Source organism: Escherichia sp. KTE52 (assembly GCF_000408325.1).
In the GTDB taxonomy this organism is placed as follows: domain Bacteria; phylum Pseudomonadota; class Gammaproteobacteria; order Enterobacterales; family Enterobacteriaceae; genus Escherichia; species Escherichia marmotae.
Genome location: NZ_KE138680.1, coordinates 240997 through 256928 on the forward strand (window position 1 = coordinate 240997; position 15932 = coordinate 256928).

The 15932-nt window shown below is 50.4% G+C and carries 10 protein-coding genes; 8 read left to right on the plus strand and 2 right to left on the minus strand.

Annotated elements, in window-relative coordinates; genetic code table 11:
• Positions 1-35: 35 nt before the first annotated feature.
• A complete protein-coding gene (gene yqeB / locus A1SC_RS10420) occupies positions 36-1661 on the minus strand; it encodes a selenium-dependent molybdenum cofactor biosynthesis protein YqeB (RefSeq protein WP_001020352.1) in 1626 nt (541 codons plus the stop codon).
• Between the two features lie 47 nt (positions 1662-1708).
• Positions 1709-2479, minus strand: a complete 771-nt coding sequence (yqeC, locus tag A1SC_RS10415) for a selenium cofactor biosynthesis protein YqeC (protein WP_010378585.1) — start codon at positions 2477-2479, stop codon at positions 1709-1711.
• Positions 2480-2584: 105 nt separating this feature from the next.
• Between yqeC and mocA the strand changes: the two genes are divergently transcribed.
• The 8 genes from mocA to ghxQ all read left to right on the plus strand — a co-directional run bounded on the left by mocA (position 2585) and on the right by ghxQ (position 15905).
• Positions 2585-3157: a molybdenum cofactor cytidylyltransferase gene (mocA, locus tag A1SC_RS10410; RefSeq protein ID WP_001110887.1), complete on the plus strand. Its 573-nt coding sequence runs from the start codon at positions 2585-2587 to the stop codon at positions 3155-3157.
• A 328-nt stretch (positions 3158-3485) separates the two neighbouring features.
• Positions 3486-6584 carry a putative selenate reductase subunit YgfK gene (gene ygfK / locus A1SC_RS10405; protein WP_016262501.1) on the plus strand — a complete coding sequence of 1033 codons (3099 nt, stop codon included), beginning with the start codon at positions 3486-3488 and terminating at the stop codon, positions 6582-6584.
• Between the two features lie 2 nt (positions 6585-6586).
• Positions 6587-7915: a putative aminohydrolase SsnA gene (gene ssnA, locus A1SC_RS10400; RefSeq protein WP_016262502.1), complete on the plus strand. Its 1329-nt coding sequence runs from the start codon at positions 6587-6589 to the stop codon at positions 7913-7915.
• Between the two features lie 50 nt (positions 7916-7965).
• On the plus strand, positions 7966-8745 hold the full coding sequence (gene ygfM, locus A1SC_RS10395; protein WP_000572480.1) for a molybdopterin-dependent oxidoreductase FAD-binding subunit: 780 nt from the start codon (positions 7966-7968) through the stop codon (positions 8743-8745).
• Positions 8742-11612, plus strand: coding sequence for a molybdopterin-dependent oxidoreductase Mo/Fe-S-binding subunit (locus A1SC_RS10390; protein WP_000583667.1), 2871 nt, complete (start codon positions 8742-8744; stop codon positions 11610-11612). Before ygfM ends, A1SC_RS10390 begins: the two co-directional genes overlap by 4 nt.
• Before the next feature lie 165 nt (positions 11613-11777).
• Positions 11778-13178: a xanthine/proton symporter XanQ gene (gene xanQ / locus A1SC_RS10385; RefSeq protein WP_001517020.1), complete on the plus strand. Its 1401-nt coding sequence runs from the start codon at positions 11778-11780 to the stop codon at positions 13176-13178.
• 17 nt (positions 13179-13195) lie between these two features.
• Positions 13196-14512, plus strand: a complete 1317-nt coding sequence (gene guaD, locus A1SC_RS10380; RefSeq protein ID WP_010378591.1) for a guanine deaminase — start codon at positions 13196-13198, stop codon at positions 14510-14512.
• Between the two features lie 25 nt (positions 14513-14537).
• Positions 14538-15905 (plus strand): guanine/hypoxanthine transporter GhxQ, encoded by a 1368-nt coding sequence (ghxQ, locus tag A1SC_RS10375; RefSeq protein WP_000012179.1) that lies wholly within the window; start codon positions 14538-14540, stop codon positions 15903-15905.
• Positions 15906-15932 lie beyond the last annotated feature (27 nt).

A 15932-nucleotide genomic window follows, 5' to 3' on the forward strand; every position in this document is an offset into this window, starting at 1 on the left:
AAGGCCGGGTGGTGATGCCATCCGGCCGTTTTCATTTAAGCCACTTCCAGTACTTCTTTCGTCGCTTTAACGCCCTGGTGCATCAACATCATTAACGCCTCAAGTACACCACCACCAATCGCCCGGGCTTTATCAGAAACGCTGGTGAAATCAGCCGTTTCGCCACGAGGGTCGATATCACCGATTTTAAAACCGCCGACGACAGCCAGCCCATCGTTCAGCAAGCCTCTCACCATACCAGCCAACGGCGCTTTAATTTCATGATCGCCAACACAGGCAATAACATCACCCTCTTCTACCAGATCGCCTAATTTCACATTCGAGCGCATGATACCCGCCGCCGGAGCGCGAATAACCCGCCGGGTGGTATGCCCCATAATATTACCTGGAACACCGGTATTCTCCTGCGCACAACCGGAGTAGATCACCTGTCCCAGCCAGTGCCCACGGTTTGTTTCAATAACCGCATGGCAATCTTTTCCTGCGGTAAAACCAGGCCCGAGCGCAATTGTTACCGGTGCCATGTCCACACGCGTACCCAAATTCTGTTTCGCCAGAATGGCATCTACCACGCACAGCGGTTTCAGTTCATCAAGCAGCGAACAGGAAGGGTCCACCATTACCGGGATATATCCTCGCTCAGTCAGTTTCATCGCCTCCGCAGGGGTCGAAGCCAAATGAGCAGTAACACCTTCAACTGTCATTTCACCGTCGAACACGGCCTGGGCAAACGCTACGGTACAACGAATCACCGTCGGCTTTTCAACTTCCAGCATGATCACTTTAAAACCCGCATGATACAGACGTAACGCCACTCCACTGGCAATGTCTCCCGCGCCACGAATCACCACCAGTTGATGCCCGGAAGGATGCGAAGGTTTCATCATCAACCCGCCCGGCGCGTTATTTTTCACCTGTAATATTTCTGCCAACACGCTGATGGCGATCTCCTGCGGCGTTTCCGCACCAATGTTATAACCAACTGGTGCATGTAAACGGGCAATATGTTCTTCAGCCACGCCTTTCTCACGCAATTGACGCAGGAAAAGCTGAACCTTGCGGCGACTTGCCAGTAACCCCAACCATGCAATGGGCTGTTCAATGAGTTTATCGAGAGCTTCACGATCCTGATTATTCGTGGCAATGAGAACAAAATTATCAGGTCGAATTTCCAGCGCCTCTACCGCTGCACCAAACGAATCGGCATGTAGAAGCGTGGTTGCTGGCGGGAAAAGTTCAGGATTGAGGCTTTCGCGATAAATATCGGCAACAGCAATATCAAACCCTAATAGCGCAGCACTCTGGGCAATCGCCCGGTTAACATGCCCCGCGCCGATCAACACCAGACGTGGCCGCATACCATGCACGCTGATAAACACTGACATTGCGCCTCCACAGTCTGACCCGACGGCATCCGCGCCGTTACGGGCCATTCGTCCATGAAATAATCGCGGCTTACGTTCCTGCAATGCCTGTAGCGACTCTTCAATCACCTTACGCTCAACCATTCCTCCACCAATCGTACCAACGATGGAACCATCGGCACGCACTAACATTTGTGCAGAATGGCGGGGAGTAGAGCCTCGGCTATCCACAATTTGCGCCATAGCAAACGGACAATTTTGATCTTCGAGTTTTGCAGCCTCTGTGAAAATATTCATACCAACCTCAATCGATATCCTTTCAGTAACCCGGAATACCCAGGTCGCTAATTCACAAATCTGCGCGCGATTGCAGGATACTCTTGTATATCGCCCAGCCAGATTGCCTCTACGTCGTGGTGTTGCAGTGGTTTGAGTAGTTCGCTTTGCGCAATCGCATTCTCACATTGAGAAAAACGGTTAATAAACCAGACCCGCCGACACCCTGATGGCACGTTTTTAAACGCACCTTGCGGATGGCGAACCAGGGCAACAAGATCGCTAAGTTGCAAGGTCGCCCCCGGCGTCAGGCCAGTAATGTCGGCAAACTGCGGCCAGCGATGGACATTTTCCGCGCCAACTTTTGCGCCTAAAACATGCCCCCCCATCACAGCAATCACGCAACAACTGCTTCGTGGTATGCAAGGTTCGTGCTCATCCGGCGCTTTTAACGGCATTCCACGCGAGCCATCAGCCTCAATGAGAATTACGTCACATTCCGACCGTTGCGCCAGTGCATCAATGGCATCTGGCGAAAATCCCTGTGCTTTCCCCTGTATCGCTTTCCAACGATGAAAACAAAATAAAATGGGAGATGTGAGAGACGCATGAGGAAGTGTTGCAGGATCACGGCAAAAAACTACAGGCCAATGAGAAACTGGCATAAACATATGCGTAGTCGTAGTAATTAACACACGTCTGCCACTAGCCCGGAGTACCTCTGCCAGCCAAAAAAGCAGACTGGTTTTCCCCCCTGCGCCAACAACTGAAATCACAGCAGGACGTTTCTGCACGTCTAAGTCAATGAATAACGCTGATGGGTCAATTATACTTTTCACAAATCTTTATAGTCCTCTCAGGGATAAATTAACCCCACAAATTCATTAACCAGGAAGTAACGTAATCCCCAGACGTTATTACCCAATATAATTAATGGAACGACTATGCCAGCTATCGACTGTATAATTACCGCTGCCGGATTATCATCAAGAATGGGACAATGGAAAATGATGTTACCCTGGCAGCAAGGAACAATTCTTGATGCAAGTATCAAAAATGCGTTGCAGTTTTGTAGCCGAATTATTTTAGTCACAGGTTTTCGCGCCAATGAACTGCATCATCGCTACGCACATACTGCCAATATTACTCTTATTTATAATCCAGATTATGAGCAGGGTTTACTGACCTCGGTGAAGGCAGCAGCCCACGAAGTGCAAACAGAGCATTGCTTTATTACCCATGGTGACATGCCAACTCTAAATAGAGATATTTTCCTAAAAATCTGGCAGTTACGTAACAGCGGCGCAATACTCCCGCTACACAATGGTATCCCTGGCCATCCCATTTTAATCTCAAAATCGAGCCTGATGCAGGCAATACAACGCCCCAATGTAATCAATATGCGTCAGGCATTACGCATGGGTGAACATTATTCCGTCGAGATGGAAAATGAAGAAATAATTTTAGACATTGATACTCCGGATGACTTTATTAATGCGCAAAAATGGCATACTTAATTTTAGAAAATCAAGCTAAACGATTGCGTTCAAATATTTAATCCACCCTCCACTCCTTTATCATAATGATAAGGAACCACTGTTTTTGAGAAATGAGAAAAGATGATAAAAGCCATAAGAATAATAACGTTCAGGAGTGATTTTAATTCTCATTTGGCACCTGTGAGATCATTCACAAAAAACCATTAAGTTTCGAGGCGCTTCACATTTTTTTATATTTCCGGGCAAACCGGGCAAGAGTGGTGCGATTGTTGCTCTATCCCCTTAAACCACCGGATTTATCAATACCGGTCACTCAATGATATCTGTATAAGCTAAGGAGAGGGTTATGGGGGATATTATGCGTCCCATTCCGTTTGAGGAACTTTTGACGCGCATATTTGATGAGTACCAACAACAACGCTCAATCTTTGGTATTCCCGAACAACAGTTTTACTCACCCGTAAAAGGTAAATCTGTTAGCGTCTTCGGTGAAACCTGTGCTACCCCCGTCGGCCCAGCCGCCGGACCGCACACACAGCTCGCGCAAAACATCGTCACCTCCTGGCTGACCGGCGGACGATTCATCGAACTAAAAACTGTACAAATTCTTGACCGTCTGGAGCTGGAAAAACCCTGTATCGATGCCGAAGACGAGTGTTTTAACACCGAATGGTCTACCGAATTCACTCTGCTTAAAGCGTGGGATGAATACCTTAAAGCCTGGTTTGCCTTGCATCTGCTTGAAGCCCTGTTCCAGCCTTCAGAATCAGGCAAGTCGTTCATCTTTAATATGAGCGTCGGTTACAACCTCGACGGTATTAAGCAGCCGCCAATGCAGCAGTTCATCGATAATATGATGGACGCATCTGACCATCCGAAATTCGCTCAATACCGCGATACGCTTAATAAACTGCTTCAGGATGACGCGTTTTTGGCTCGTCACGATTTGCAGGATAAACGCGAACATTTACAGGCATTACCGGCACGCATCCCCACCAGCATGGTACAAGGCGTTACTCTCTCCACCATGCACGGTTGCCCTCCGCATGAAATCGAAGCCATTTGCCGCTACATGCTGGAAGAAAAAGAGCTGAATACCTTTGTAAAACTCAACCCAACTTTATTAGGTTACGCTCGTGTTCGCGAGATTCTCGATGGCTGCGGCTTCGATTACATCGGCTTAAAAGAAGAATCATTTGATCATGACCTCAAGCTGGCGCAGGCACTGGAAATGCTGGAACGCCTGATGGCGCTGGCAAAAGAGAAATCACTCGGCTTTGGCGTCAAACTGACTAACACCCTCGGCACTATCAACAATAAAGGCGCACTGCCTGGTGAAGAGATGTATATGTCGGGTCGCGCGCTGTTCCCACTCTCTATCAATGTTGCAGCCGTTCTGTCTCGTGCCTTTGACGGCAAACTGCCAATTTCTTACTCCGGTGGTGCGAGCCAACTGACGATCCGCGATATTTTCGATACCGGTATTCGCCCGATCACTATGGCAACCGACCTGCTGAAACCTGGCGGCTATCTGCGTTTAAGCGCCTGTATGCGCGAACTGGAAGGGTCAGACGCCTGGGGGCTTAACCACGTTGACGTTGAACGACTGAGCAAGCTGGCAGCAGATGCATTAACCATGGAATACACTCAAAAACACTGGAAGCCAGAAGAGCGTATTGAAGTGGCAGAAGATCTCCCGCTGACCGATTGCTACGTTGCTCCATGTGTCACTGCCTGTGCCATCAAACAAGATATTCCGGAATACATTCGACTGTTGGGCGAACATCGCTATGCCGATGCGCTGGAACTCATCTACCAACGTAATGCGCTGCCCGCCATTACCGGCCACATTTGCGATCATCAGTGCCAGTACAACTGTACCCGCCTCGATTACGACAGCGCACTGAATATCCGCGAACTGAAAAAAGTCGCCCTGGAAAAAGGCTGGGATGAGTATAAGCAACGCTGGCACAAACCTGCCGGTTCCGGTTCACGCCATCCGGTTGCCGTGATTGGCGCGGGTCCAGCAGGTCTGGCTGCCGGTTACTTCCTTGCCAGAGCGGGTCATCCGGTTACGTTATTTGAACGCGAAGCCAACGCAGGCGGCGTGGTGAAAAATATCATTCCTCAGTTCCGTATTCCGGCAGAGTTAATTCAGCACGATATCGATTTTGTTGCCGATCACGGTGTGAAATTTGAGTATGGCTGCTCACCGGAACTGACCGTCGAGCAGTTAAAGAATCAGGGCTACCACTACGTTCTGATTGCTACCGGCACCGATAAAAACAGCGGTGTGAAACTGGCGGGCGACAACCAGAATATCTGGAAATCACTCCCCTTCCTGCGCGAGTACAATAAAGGTACGGCGCTCAACCTTGGCAAACATGTAGTGGTTGTCGGTGCGGGCAACACCGCAATGGACTGCGCGCGAGCAGCGTTACGCGTTCCGGGCGTAGAAAAAGCAACTGTGGTTTACCGTCGTTCACTGCAAGAGATGCCCGCGTGGCGCGAAGAGTATGAAGAAGCGTTGCACGATGGCGTGGAGTTCCGTTTCCTGAACAATCCGCAACGTTTCGATGCTGATGGCACCTTAACATTGCGCGTCATGTCACTTGGCGAACCTGATGAGAAAGGTCGCCGCCGTCCGGTTGAAACCAACGAAACGGTAACGCTGCATGTAGACAGCCTGATTACTGCCATTGGCGAACAGCAGGATACCGAAGCCCTGAATGCGATGGGTGTGCCACTGGACAAAAACGGCTGGCCTGACGTCGACCATAACGGCGAAACCCGTCTGACTGACGTCTTTATGATCGGTGACGTACAACGCGGGCCGTCCTCAATCGTTGCCGCTGTCAGCACCGCTCGTCGGGCAGCCGATGCCATCCTTAGCCGGGAAAATATCCGTTCCCACCAGCGCGATAAATACTGGAACAACGTTAACCCGGCAGAAATCTACCAACGTAAAGGCGACATCTCTGTCACCCTGGTGAGCAGCGATGATCGTGACGCATTTGTCGCTCAGGAATCCGCGCGCTGCCTTGAATGTAACTACGTTTGCAGCAAGTGTGTGGATGTCTGCCCGAACCGCGCCAACATCTCAATTGCGGTTCCTGGCTTCCAGAACCGTTTCCAGACGCTGCACCTTGATGCCTACTGCAACGAATGCGGTAACTGTGCTCAGTTCTGTCCATGGAACGGTAAACCGTACAAAGACAAAATCACCGTCTTCAGTCTGTCGCAAGACTTTGATAACAGCAGCAACCCTGGCTTCCTGGTGGAAGATGATCGGGTAAGCGTACGTCTGAATAACCAAAGCTGGGTGTTGAACATTAATAGCGAAGGCCAGTTCAACAACGTACCGCCAGAGCTGAACGATATGTGCCGCATTATCAGCCATATTCACCAGCATCATCATTATCTGCTGGGCCGCGTGGAGGTGTAATCATGTTGATTCTTAAGAATGTCACTGCAGTACAGCTACACCCGGCGAAAGTGCAGGAAGGCGTCGATATCGCCATCGAAAATGATGTCATTATCGCTATCGGCAACTCCCTGACACACCGCTACCCTGAAGCCAGCTACAAAGAGATGCATGGCCGGATTGTGATGCCAGGGATCGTATGCTCGCACAACCATTTTTACTCGGGGCTTTCCCGCGGAATTATGGCGAATATTGCCCCCTGCCCGGACTTCATCTCAACGCTAAAAAATCTCTGGTGGCGACTCGATCGCGCCCTTGATGAAGAGTCGCTCTATTACAGCGGGCTGATTTGTTCACTGGAAGCGATTAAGAGCGGATGTACATCGGTTATCGATCACCATGCCTCTCCGGCTTATATCGGCGGATCGCTCTCGACGTTGCGCAACGCATTTCTAAAAGTTGGTCTACGTGCGATGACCTGTTTTGAAACAACAGATCGTAATAACGGTATTAAAGAGTTGCAGGATGGGGTAGAGGAAAACATCCGTTTCGCCCGTCAGATTGACGACGCGAAGAAAGCGGCAAGCGAGCCGTATCTGGTAGAAGCGCATATCGGTGCTCACGCGCCGTTTACCGTGCCAGATGTTGGTCTGGAAATGCTGCGCGAAGCAGTGAAAGCCACAGGCCGTGGTTTACACATACACGCTGCGGAAGACCTTTACGACGTTTCTTACAGTCACCACAGGTACGGAAAAGATCTGCTGGCACGCCTGGCGCAATTCGATCTCATCGATAGCAAAACGCTGGTCGCTCATGGGCTGTATCTGTCGAAAGAGGATATTGCCCTGCTTAACCAACGTGACGCGTTCCTGGTACATAACGCCCGTTCAAACATGAACAACCATGTTGGTTACAACCATCATCTTAGCGACATTCGCAATCTGGCACTGGGAACTGACGGCATCGGTTCAGACATGTTTGAAGAGATGAAATTCGCCTTCTTTAAACATCGTGACTCTGGTGGCCCACTGTGGCCAGACAGTTTTGCCAGAGCGCTGACTAACGGCAACGAACTGATGAGCCGCAACTTTGGTGCGAAATTTGGCCTTCTGGAAGCCGGTTATAAAGCAGATTTAACCATTTGCGATTACAACTCGCCAACGCCGCTGCTGGCAGACAATATTGCAGGCCACATCGCCTTCGGTATGGGTTCAGGCAGCGTTAACAGCGTGATGGTTAACGGCGTGATGGTCTACGAAGATCGTCAGTTTAACTTCGATTGCGATTCCATTTATGCGCAAGCCAGAAAAGCCGCCGCCAGTATGTGGCGTCGGATGGATGCGCTGGCATAAATGACCTATACCCTCTTCCTTCAGGGAAGAGGGTTAAATAAGGAAAGAAGATGATTGAACAATTTTTCAGGCCCGACTCTGTAGAACAGGCGCTGGAACTGAAGCGCCGCTACCAGGATGAAGCCGTCTGGTTTGCCGGGGGCAGCAAACTCAACGCCACGCCAACCCGTACCAATAAAAAAATTGCTATTTCCTTGCAGGATCTGGAACTGGACTGGATTGACTGGGATAACGGCGCACTGCGTATTGGCGCAATGTCGCGCTTACAACCACTGCGCGATGCGCGATTTATTCCAGTGGCACTGCGTGAAGCTCTCGGTTTTGTCTACTCTCGTCATGTACGAAATCAGTCGACTATCGGCGGCGAAATAGCGGCCCGGCAGGAAGAGTCCGTTCTTCTTCCGGTTCTGTTAGCACTGGATGCAGAACTGGTCTTTGGCAATGGCGAAACGTTGTCGATTGAGAGCTATCTGGCCGATCCGGGCGATCGCCTGCTAACCGAAATCATCATTAAAGATCCGTATCGCACCTGTGCGACCCGTAAAATTAGCCGTTCCCGGGCGGGGTTAACAGTGGTGACTGCAGCCGTTGCATTAACTGACCACGACGGACTGCGAATTGCGCTGGATGGCGTTGCCAGTAAAGCCCTGCGCCTGCACGATGTCGAAAAACAAAACCTGGAAGGCAATGCACTTGAACAGGCCGTCGCCAACGCCATTTTCCCCCAGGAAGATTTGCGGGGGAGCGTAGCGTATAAACGCTATATCACGGGAGTTCTGGTGGCCGACCTTTATGCCGACTGCCAACAGGCTGGGGAGGAAGCCGTATGATCATCCACTTTACTTTAAATGGCGCACCCCAGGGGCTAACCGTTAACCCTGGCGAAAACGTGCAAAAGCTGTTGTTTGGTATGGGTATGCACTCCGTGCGCAACAGTGATGATGGTTTCGGTTTCGCCGGTTCTGATGCGATTCTTTTTAACGGCAACATCGTTAATGCCTCCTTGCTGATTGCAGCACAGTTAGAAAAAGCAAACATTCGCACCGCAGAATCCTTAGGCAAATGGAACGAATTAAGCCTGGTTCAACAGGCAATGGTTGATGTTGGCGTGGTGCAGTCCGGTTATAACGATCCGGCAGCATCTTTGATTATTACCGATCTACTCGATCGCATTGCCGAGCCAACCCGCGAAGAGATCGACGACGCGCTTTCTGGTCTGTTCAGCCGCGATGCGGGTTGGCAGCAATACTATCAAGTCATTGAACTGGCTATTGCGCGTAAAAATAACCCGCGTGCCACGATTGACATCGCCCCCACTTTCCGTAACGACCTTGAAGTTATTGGCAAGCACTACCCCAAAACCGATGCTGCTAAAATGGTGCAGGCGAAACCCTGCTATGTTGAAGACCGCGTAACGGCTGACGCCTGCGTCATTAAAATGTTACGCAGCCCACATGCTCACGCACTGATTACTCATCTGGATGTCAGCAAAGCCGAAGCCTTACCGGGCGTCGTTCACGTTATCACTCATCTCAACTGCCCGGATATTTACTACACTCCTGGTGGTCAAAGCGCGCCAGAACCTTCACCGCTCGACCGTCGCATGTTCGGCAAAAAAATGCGTCACGTTGGCGATCGCGTTGCTGCGATCGTTGCCGAAAGTGAAGAAATTGCGCTCGAAGCACTGAAGCTCATTGACGTTGAATATGAAGTGCTTAAACCGGTAATGTCGATTGACGAAGCAATGGCGGAAGATGCCCCTGTCGTTCACGATGAACCGGTGGTGTATGTCGCTGGTGCGCCAGAGACGCTGGAAGAAGACAATAGCCACGCGGCCCAGCGCGGCGAGCATATGATCATTAACTTCCCTATCGGTTCTCGCCCACGTAAAAATATTGCCGCCAGCATTCATGGTCATATCGGTGATATGGACAAAGGCTTCGCTGATGCTGATGTGATCATTGAGCGAACCTATAATTCAACTCAGGCACAACAATGCCCGACTGAAACACATATCTGCTTTACCCGTATGGATGGCGATCGGCTGGTGATCCACGCCTCCACCCAAGTACCGTGGCACCTGCGCCGTCAGGTAGCGCGTCTCGTTGGTATGAAACAGCATAAAGTTCATGTCATTAAAGAACGCGTGGGCGGCGGTTTCGGCTCCAAACAGGACATCCTGCTGGAGGAAGTGTGCGCCTGGGCAACCTGTGTGACCGGGCGTCCGGTACTGTTCCACTACACCCGTGAAGAAGAGTTTATTGCTAACACCTCTCGTCACGTCGCGAAAGTCACTGTCAAACTGGGGGCAAAAAAAGATGGTCGCCTGACGGCAGTGAAAATGGATTTCCGCGCCAATACGGGCCCTTATGGCAACCACTCACTCACCGTACCGTGTAACGGACCGGCGCTGTCGTTGCCGCTGTACCCGTGCGATAACGTCGATTTTCAGGTCACCACCTACTACAGCAACATTTGTCCAAATGGTGCTTATCAGGGCTATGGCGCGCCAAAAGGTAACTTTGCTATCACCATGGCGTTAGCAGAACTTGCTGAACAATTACAGATTGATCAACTGGAAATTATCGAACGTAACCGGGTACATGAAGGGCAAGAGCTGAAGATCCTCGGTGCGATTGGTGAAGGTAAAGCGCCAACCTCCGTTCCTTCTGCTGCCAGTTGCGCACTGGAAGAGATCCTGCGTCAGGGTCGTGAAATGATCCAATGGTCTTCACCGAAATCACAGGAAGGTGACTGGCGCACAGGTCGTGGCGTCGCCATTATCATGCAGAAATCGGGGATCCCGGATATCGATCAGGCTAACTGCATGATCAAACTGGAATCTGATGGCACCTTTATTGTCCATTCTGGTGGTGCTGATATCGGAACCGGCCTGGATACCGTAGTGACAAAACTGGCAGCAGAAGTGCTGCACTGTCCACCTCAGGATGTGCATGTTATCTCCGGTGATACTGACCATGCATTGTTTGACAAAGGCGCTTATGCCTCGTCTGGTACTTGCTTCTCAGGCAACGCGGCGCGTATGGCGGCAGAAAATCTGCGCGAGAAAATTCTCTTTCATGGCGCACAAATGCTTGATGAACCACTGGAAGATGTCCAACTGGCAACGCCAGGTGTCGTTCGTGGCAAGAAAGGCGAAGTCAGTTTCGGGGATATTGCCCATAAAGGCGAAACCGGTACTGGTTTTGGTTCGCTGGTGGGAACAGCCTGCTACATCACGCCTGATTTCGCCTTTCCGTATGGCGCAAACTTTGCTGAAGTTGCCGTCAACACGCGTACCGGTGAAATCCGCCTGGACAAATTCTACGCATTGCTGGATTGCGGTACGCCAGTTAACCCAGAGTTAGCGTTGGGACAGATCTATGGAGCTACCCTGCGTGCTATCGGACACAGTATGAGCGAAGAAATCATTTATGACGCCGAAGGACACCCGTTAACACGTGATTTACGTAGCTACGGTGCTCCCAAAATTGGTGACATCCCGCGTGATTTCCGTGCCGTGTTGGTGCCGAGCGACGATAAAGTCGGTCCATTCGGAGCAAAATCGATCTCAGAAATTGGCGTAAATGGTGCAGCACCAGCAATTGCCACCGCAATTCACGATGCCTGCGGCATCTGGCTACGCGAATGGCATTTCACACCGGAGAAAATACTTACCGCGCTGAAAAAAATATAAGTAATTAATGGCCGCTTCGGCGGCCTGTTTCCCTTGTATTAAAGATAACTAATTAGTAACTGCGAAAATGAGATAAGCCGTTCTCAAGGCGTCCTGCGCCCCAAATTCGTGGGTATTTATTTTACTGATTCAGATGATCAAATTTACTTTAAAAGGAGTGAAGGGATGTCTGATATAAACCATGCAGGCTCCGACCTTATATTTGAACTGGAGGATCGCCCTCCCTTTCATCAGGCTATTGTTGGTGCCATTACCCATCTGTTGGCAATTTTTGTTCCGATGGTGACCCCCGCATTAATTGTTGGTGCGGCTTTACAGCTTTCTGCAGAAACGACCGCCTATCTGGTTTCTATGGCGATGATTGCCTCTGGCATTGGCACCTGGTTACAGGTAAACCGTTACGGTATTGTGGGTTCCGGTTTGCTCTCAATTCAATCCGTTAATTTTTCATTTGTTACGGTCATGATTGCGCTAGGCAGCAGCATGAAAAGTGACGGTTTTCACGAAGAATTAATCATGTCGTCGCTACTCGGCGTCTCCTTCGTTGGCGCATTTCTGGTTGTCGGTTCTTCTTTTATCCTGCCCTATTTACGTCGGGTTATCTCCCCCACCGTCAGCGGTATTGTGGTGCTGATGATCGGCTTAAGTCTGATTAAAGTCGGCATTATTGATTTTGGTGGTGGATTTGCAGCCAAAAGCAGCGGTACGTTCGGCAATTACGAACACCTCGGCGTTGGATTATTGGTTCTGATTGTGGTGATCGGCTTTAACTGCTGCCGCAGTCCGTTGTTACGCATGGGCGGGATCGCCATTGGGCTATGTGTCGGCTATATCGCATCCTTATGCCTGGGAATGGTAGATTTCAGCAGTATGCGCAATCTGCCGTTAATCACCGTCCCGCATCCCTTCAAATACGGATTTAGTTTCAACTTTCATCAGTTCCTGGTGGTCGGCACGATTTATCTACTTAGCGTACTGGAAGCAGTAGGCGATATCACCGCCACGGCAATGGTTTCCCGCCGCCCCATTCAGGGGGAAGAATATCAATCACGTCTGAAAGGCGGCGTGTTGGCTGATGGTCTGGTTTCTGTTATCGCCTCCGCAGTCGGCTCATTACCATTAACTACCTTTGCGCAAAATAACGGTGTTATTCAGATGACCGGCGTCGCCTCACGTTATGTCGGGCGAACCATCGCGGTAATGTTGGTTATCCTCGGGTTATTTCCGATGATCGGCGGCTTCTTCACTACCATTCCCTCAGCAGTTCTGGGTGGGGCAATGACGCTGATGTTTTCCATGATTGCCATCGCCGGTATCCGCATCATTATCACCAACGGATTAAAACGCCGTGAAACACTTATTGTCGCCACTTCTTTAGGTTTAGGGCTTGGCGTCTCCTACGACCCCGAAATTTTTAAAATATTACCTGCCTCAATTTATGTATTAGTTGAAAACCCTATTTGTGCAGGCGGGTTAACTGCGATTTTATTAAATATTATCCTCCCTGGTGGCTACCGACAGGAAAGCGTTCTGCCGGGTATTACCTCAGCGGAAGAGATGGATTAACAATAAAGGAGTCAATGATGTCAGGAGAACACACGTTAAAAGCAGTACGAGGCAGTTTTATTGATGTCACCCGTACAGTCGATAACCCGGAAGAGATTGCCTCTGCGCTGCGTTTTATTGAGGACGGTTTATTACTCATTAAACAGGGGAAGGTGGAATGGTTTGGCGAATGGGAAGACGGCAAGCATCAAATTCCTGACACCATTCGCGTTCGCGACTATCGCGGCAAACTGATAGTACCGGGCTTTGTCGATACGCATATCCATTACCCGCAAAGTGAAATGGTCGGTGCCTATGGCGAACAATTGCTGGAATGGTTGAATAAACACACCTTCCCTACTGAACGTCGCTATGAGGATTTAGAGTACGCCCGTGAAATGTCGGCGTTCTTCATCAAGCAACTTTTACGTAACGGCACAACCACGGCACTGGTGTTTGGTACGGTTCATCCGCAATCCGTTGATGCACTGTTTGAAGCCGCCAGTCATATCAATATGCGCATGATTGCCGGTAAGGTGATGATGGATCGCAACGCGCCGGATTATCTGCTTGATACCGCCGAAAGCAGCTACCTGCAAAGCAAAGAGCTGATCAAACGCTGGCACAAAAATGGTCGTCTGTTGTACGCCATTACGCCACGCTTCGCCCCCACTTCATCGCCCGAACAGATGGCAATGGCGCAACGCCTGAAAAAAGAGTACCCCGATACGTGGGTACATACCCATCTCTGTGAAAACAAAGATGAAATTGCCTGGGTGAAATCACTTTATCCTGAACATGATGGTTATCTGGATGTTTACCACCAGTACGGTCTGACCGGTAAAAACTGCGTCTTTGCTCACTGCGTCCATCTGGAAGAAAAAGAGTGGGATCGCCTTAGCGAAACTCAATCCAGCATCGCTTTCTGTCCGACCTCCAACCTTTATCTCGGTAGCGGCTTATTCAATCTGCAAAAAGCATGGCAGAAGAAAGTCAAAGTGGGCATGGGAACCGATATCGGTGCCGGAACCACCTTCAACATGCTGCAAACACTGAACGAAGCCTACAAAGTGTTGCAATTACAGGGCTATCGTCTCTCAGCCTATGAAGCGTTTTACCTTGCCACGCTCGGCGGCGCGAAATCTCTGGGCCTTGACAACCTGATTGGCAATTTTTTACCAGGCAAAGAGGCTGATTTTGTGGTGATGGAACCCACTGCCACACCGCTACAGCAACTGCGCTATGACAACTCTGTATCTTTAGTCGATAAATTGTTCGTGATGATGACGCTGGGCGATGATCGTTCGATCTACCGCACCTACGTTGATGGTCGTCTGGTGTACGAACGTAACTAATAATAAACCTCGTGAGGACATCATTATGTCTGGAGACATCCTACAAACACCGGACGCATCAAAGCCACAGGGCGCCCTGGATAATTATTTTAAAATTACCGCTCGTGGCAGTACCGTTCGCCAGGAAGTTCTGGCAGGCCTGACCACATTCCTGGCGATGGTTTACTCCGTTATCGTAGTGCCGGGAATGCTGGGTAAAGCAGGTTTTCCTCCCGCAGCGGTCTTTGTTGCCACCTGTCTGGTCGCAGGCTTTGGCTCCCTGCTGATGGGGTTATGGGCTAACCTGCCAATGGCGATTGGTTGCGCCATTTCCTTAACGGCATTTACCGCATTCAGTCTGGTGCTCGGGCAACAAATTAGCGTTCCGGTAGCACTGGGTGCGGTCTTTCTGATGGGGTTGATATTCACCGCCATCTCCGTAACAGGTATTCGTACCTGGATCTTGCGTAATTTACCGATGGGTATTGCACACGGTACAGGTATCGGTATTGGTCTTTTCCTGCTACTGATTGCCGCTAACGGTGTTGGTATGGTTATCAAAAACCCGATTGAAGGCTTACCGGTTGCGCTCGGCGCGTTTACCTCCTTCCCGGTACTAATGAGCTTGCTGGGATTAGCGGTGATTTTCGGTCTGGAAAAATGCCGCATACCAGGCGGGATCTTGTTGGTCATTATCGCCATCTCGATCATCGGCTTAATCTTTGATCCGGCGGTGAAATACCACGGTCTGGTGGCAATGCCGAGCCTGACTGGCGAAGATGGTAAGTCTCTGATTTTCAGTCTGGATATTATGGGCGCGCTCCAGCCAACCGTACTTCCGAGTGTACTGGCGCTGGTGATGACCGCCGTGTTTGACGCCACCGGCACCATCCGTGCCGTAGCCGGCCAGGCGAATCTGCTGGATAAAGACAACCAGATTATCAACGGGGGCAAAGCCCTGACCAGTGACTCGGTAAGTTCAATATTCTCCGGTTTGGTGGGTGCAGCACCTGCGGCAGTTTATATCGAATCAGCGGCCGGGACCGCAGCCGGGGGTAAAACCGGTTTAACCGCAACCGTGGTTGGCGTTCTGTTTCTGTTGATTCTGTTTTTATCTCCGCTGTCGTTTCTGATCCCTGGTTATGCCACCGCCCCCGCGCTGATGTACGTTGGGCTACTGATGTTGAGCAACGTCTCAAAGCTGGACTTCAATGACTTTATTGATGCAATGGCAGGGCTGGTTTGCGCGGTATTCATCGTCCTGACTTGTAATATCGTCACCGGTATTATGCTGGGGTTTGTGACGCTGGTCGTAGGTCGCGTCTTTGCTCGCGAATGGCACAAGCTGAATATCGGCACTGTTATCATTACCGCCGCGCTGGTCGCGTTTTACGCGGGTGGTTGGGCAATCTAAACGATTCTCCGCGCCTTTCAGCGCGGA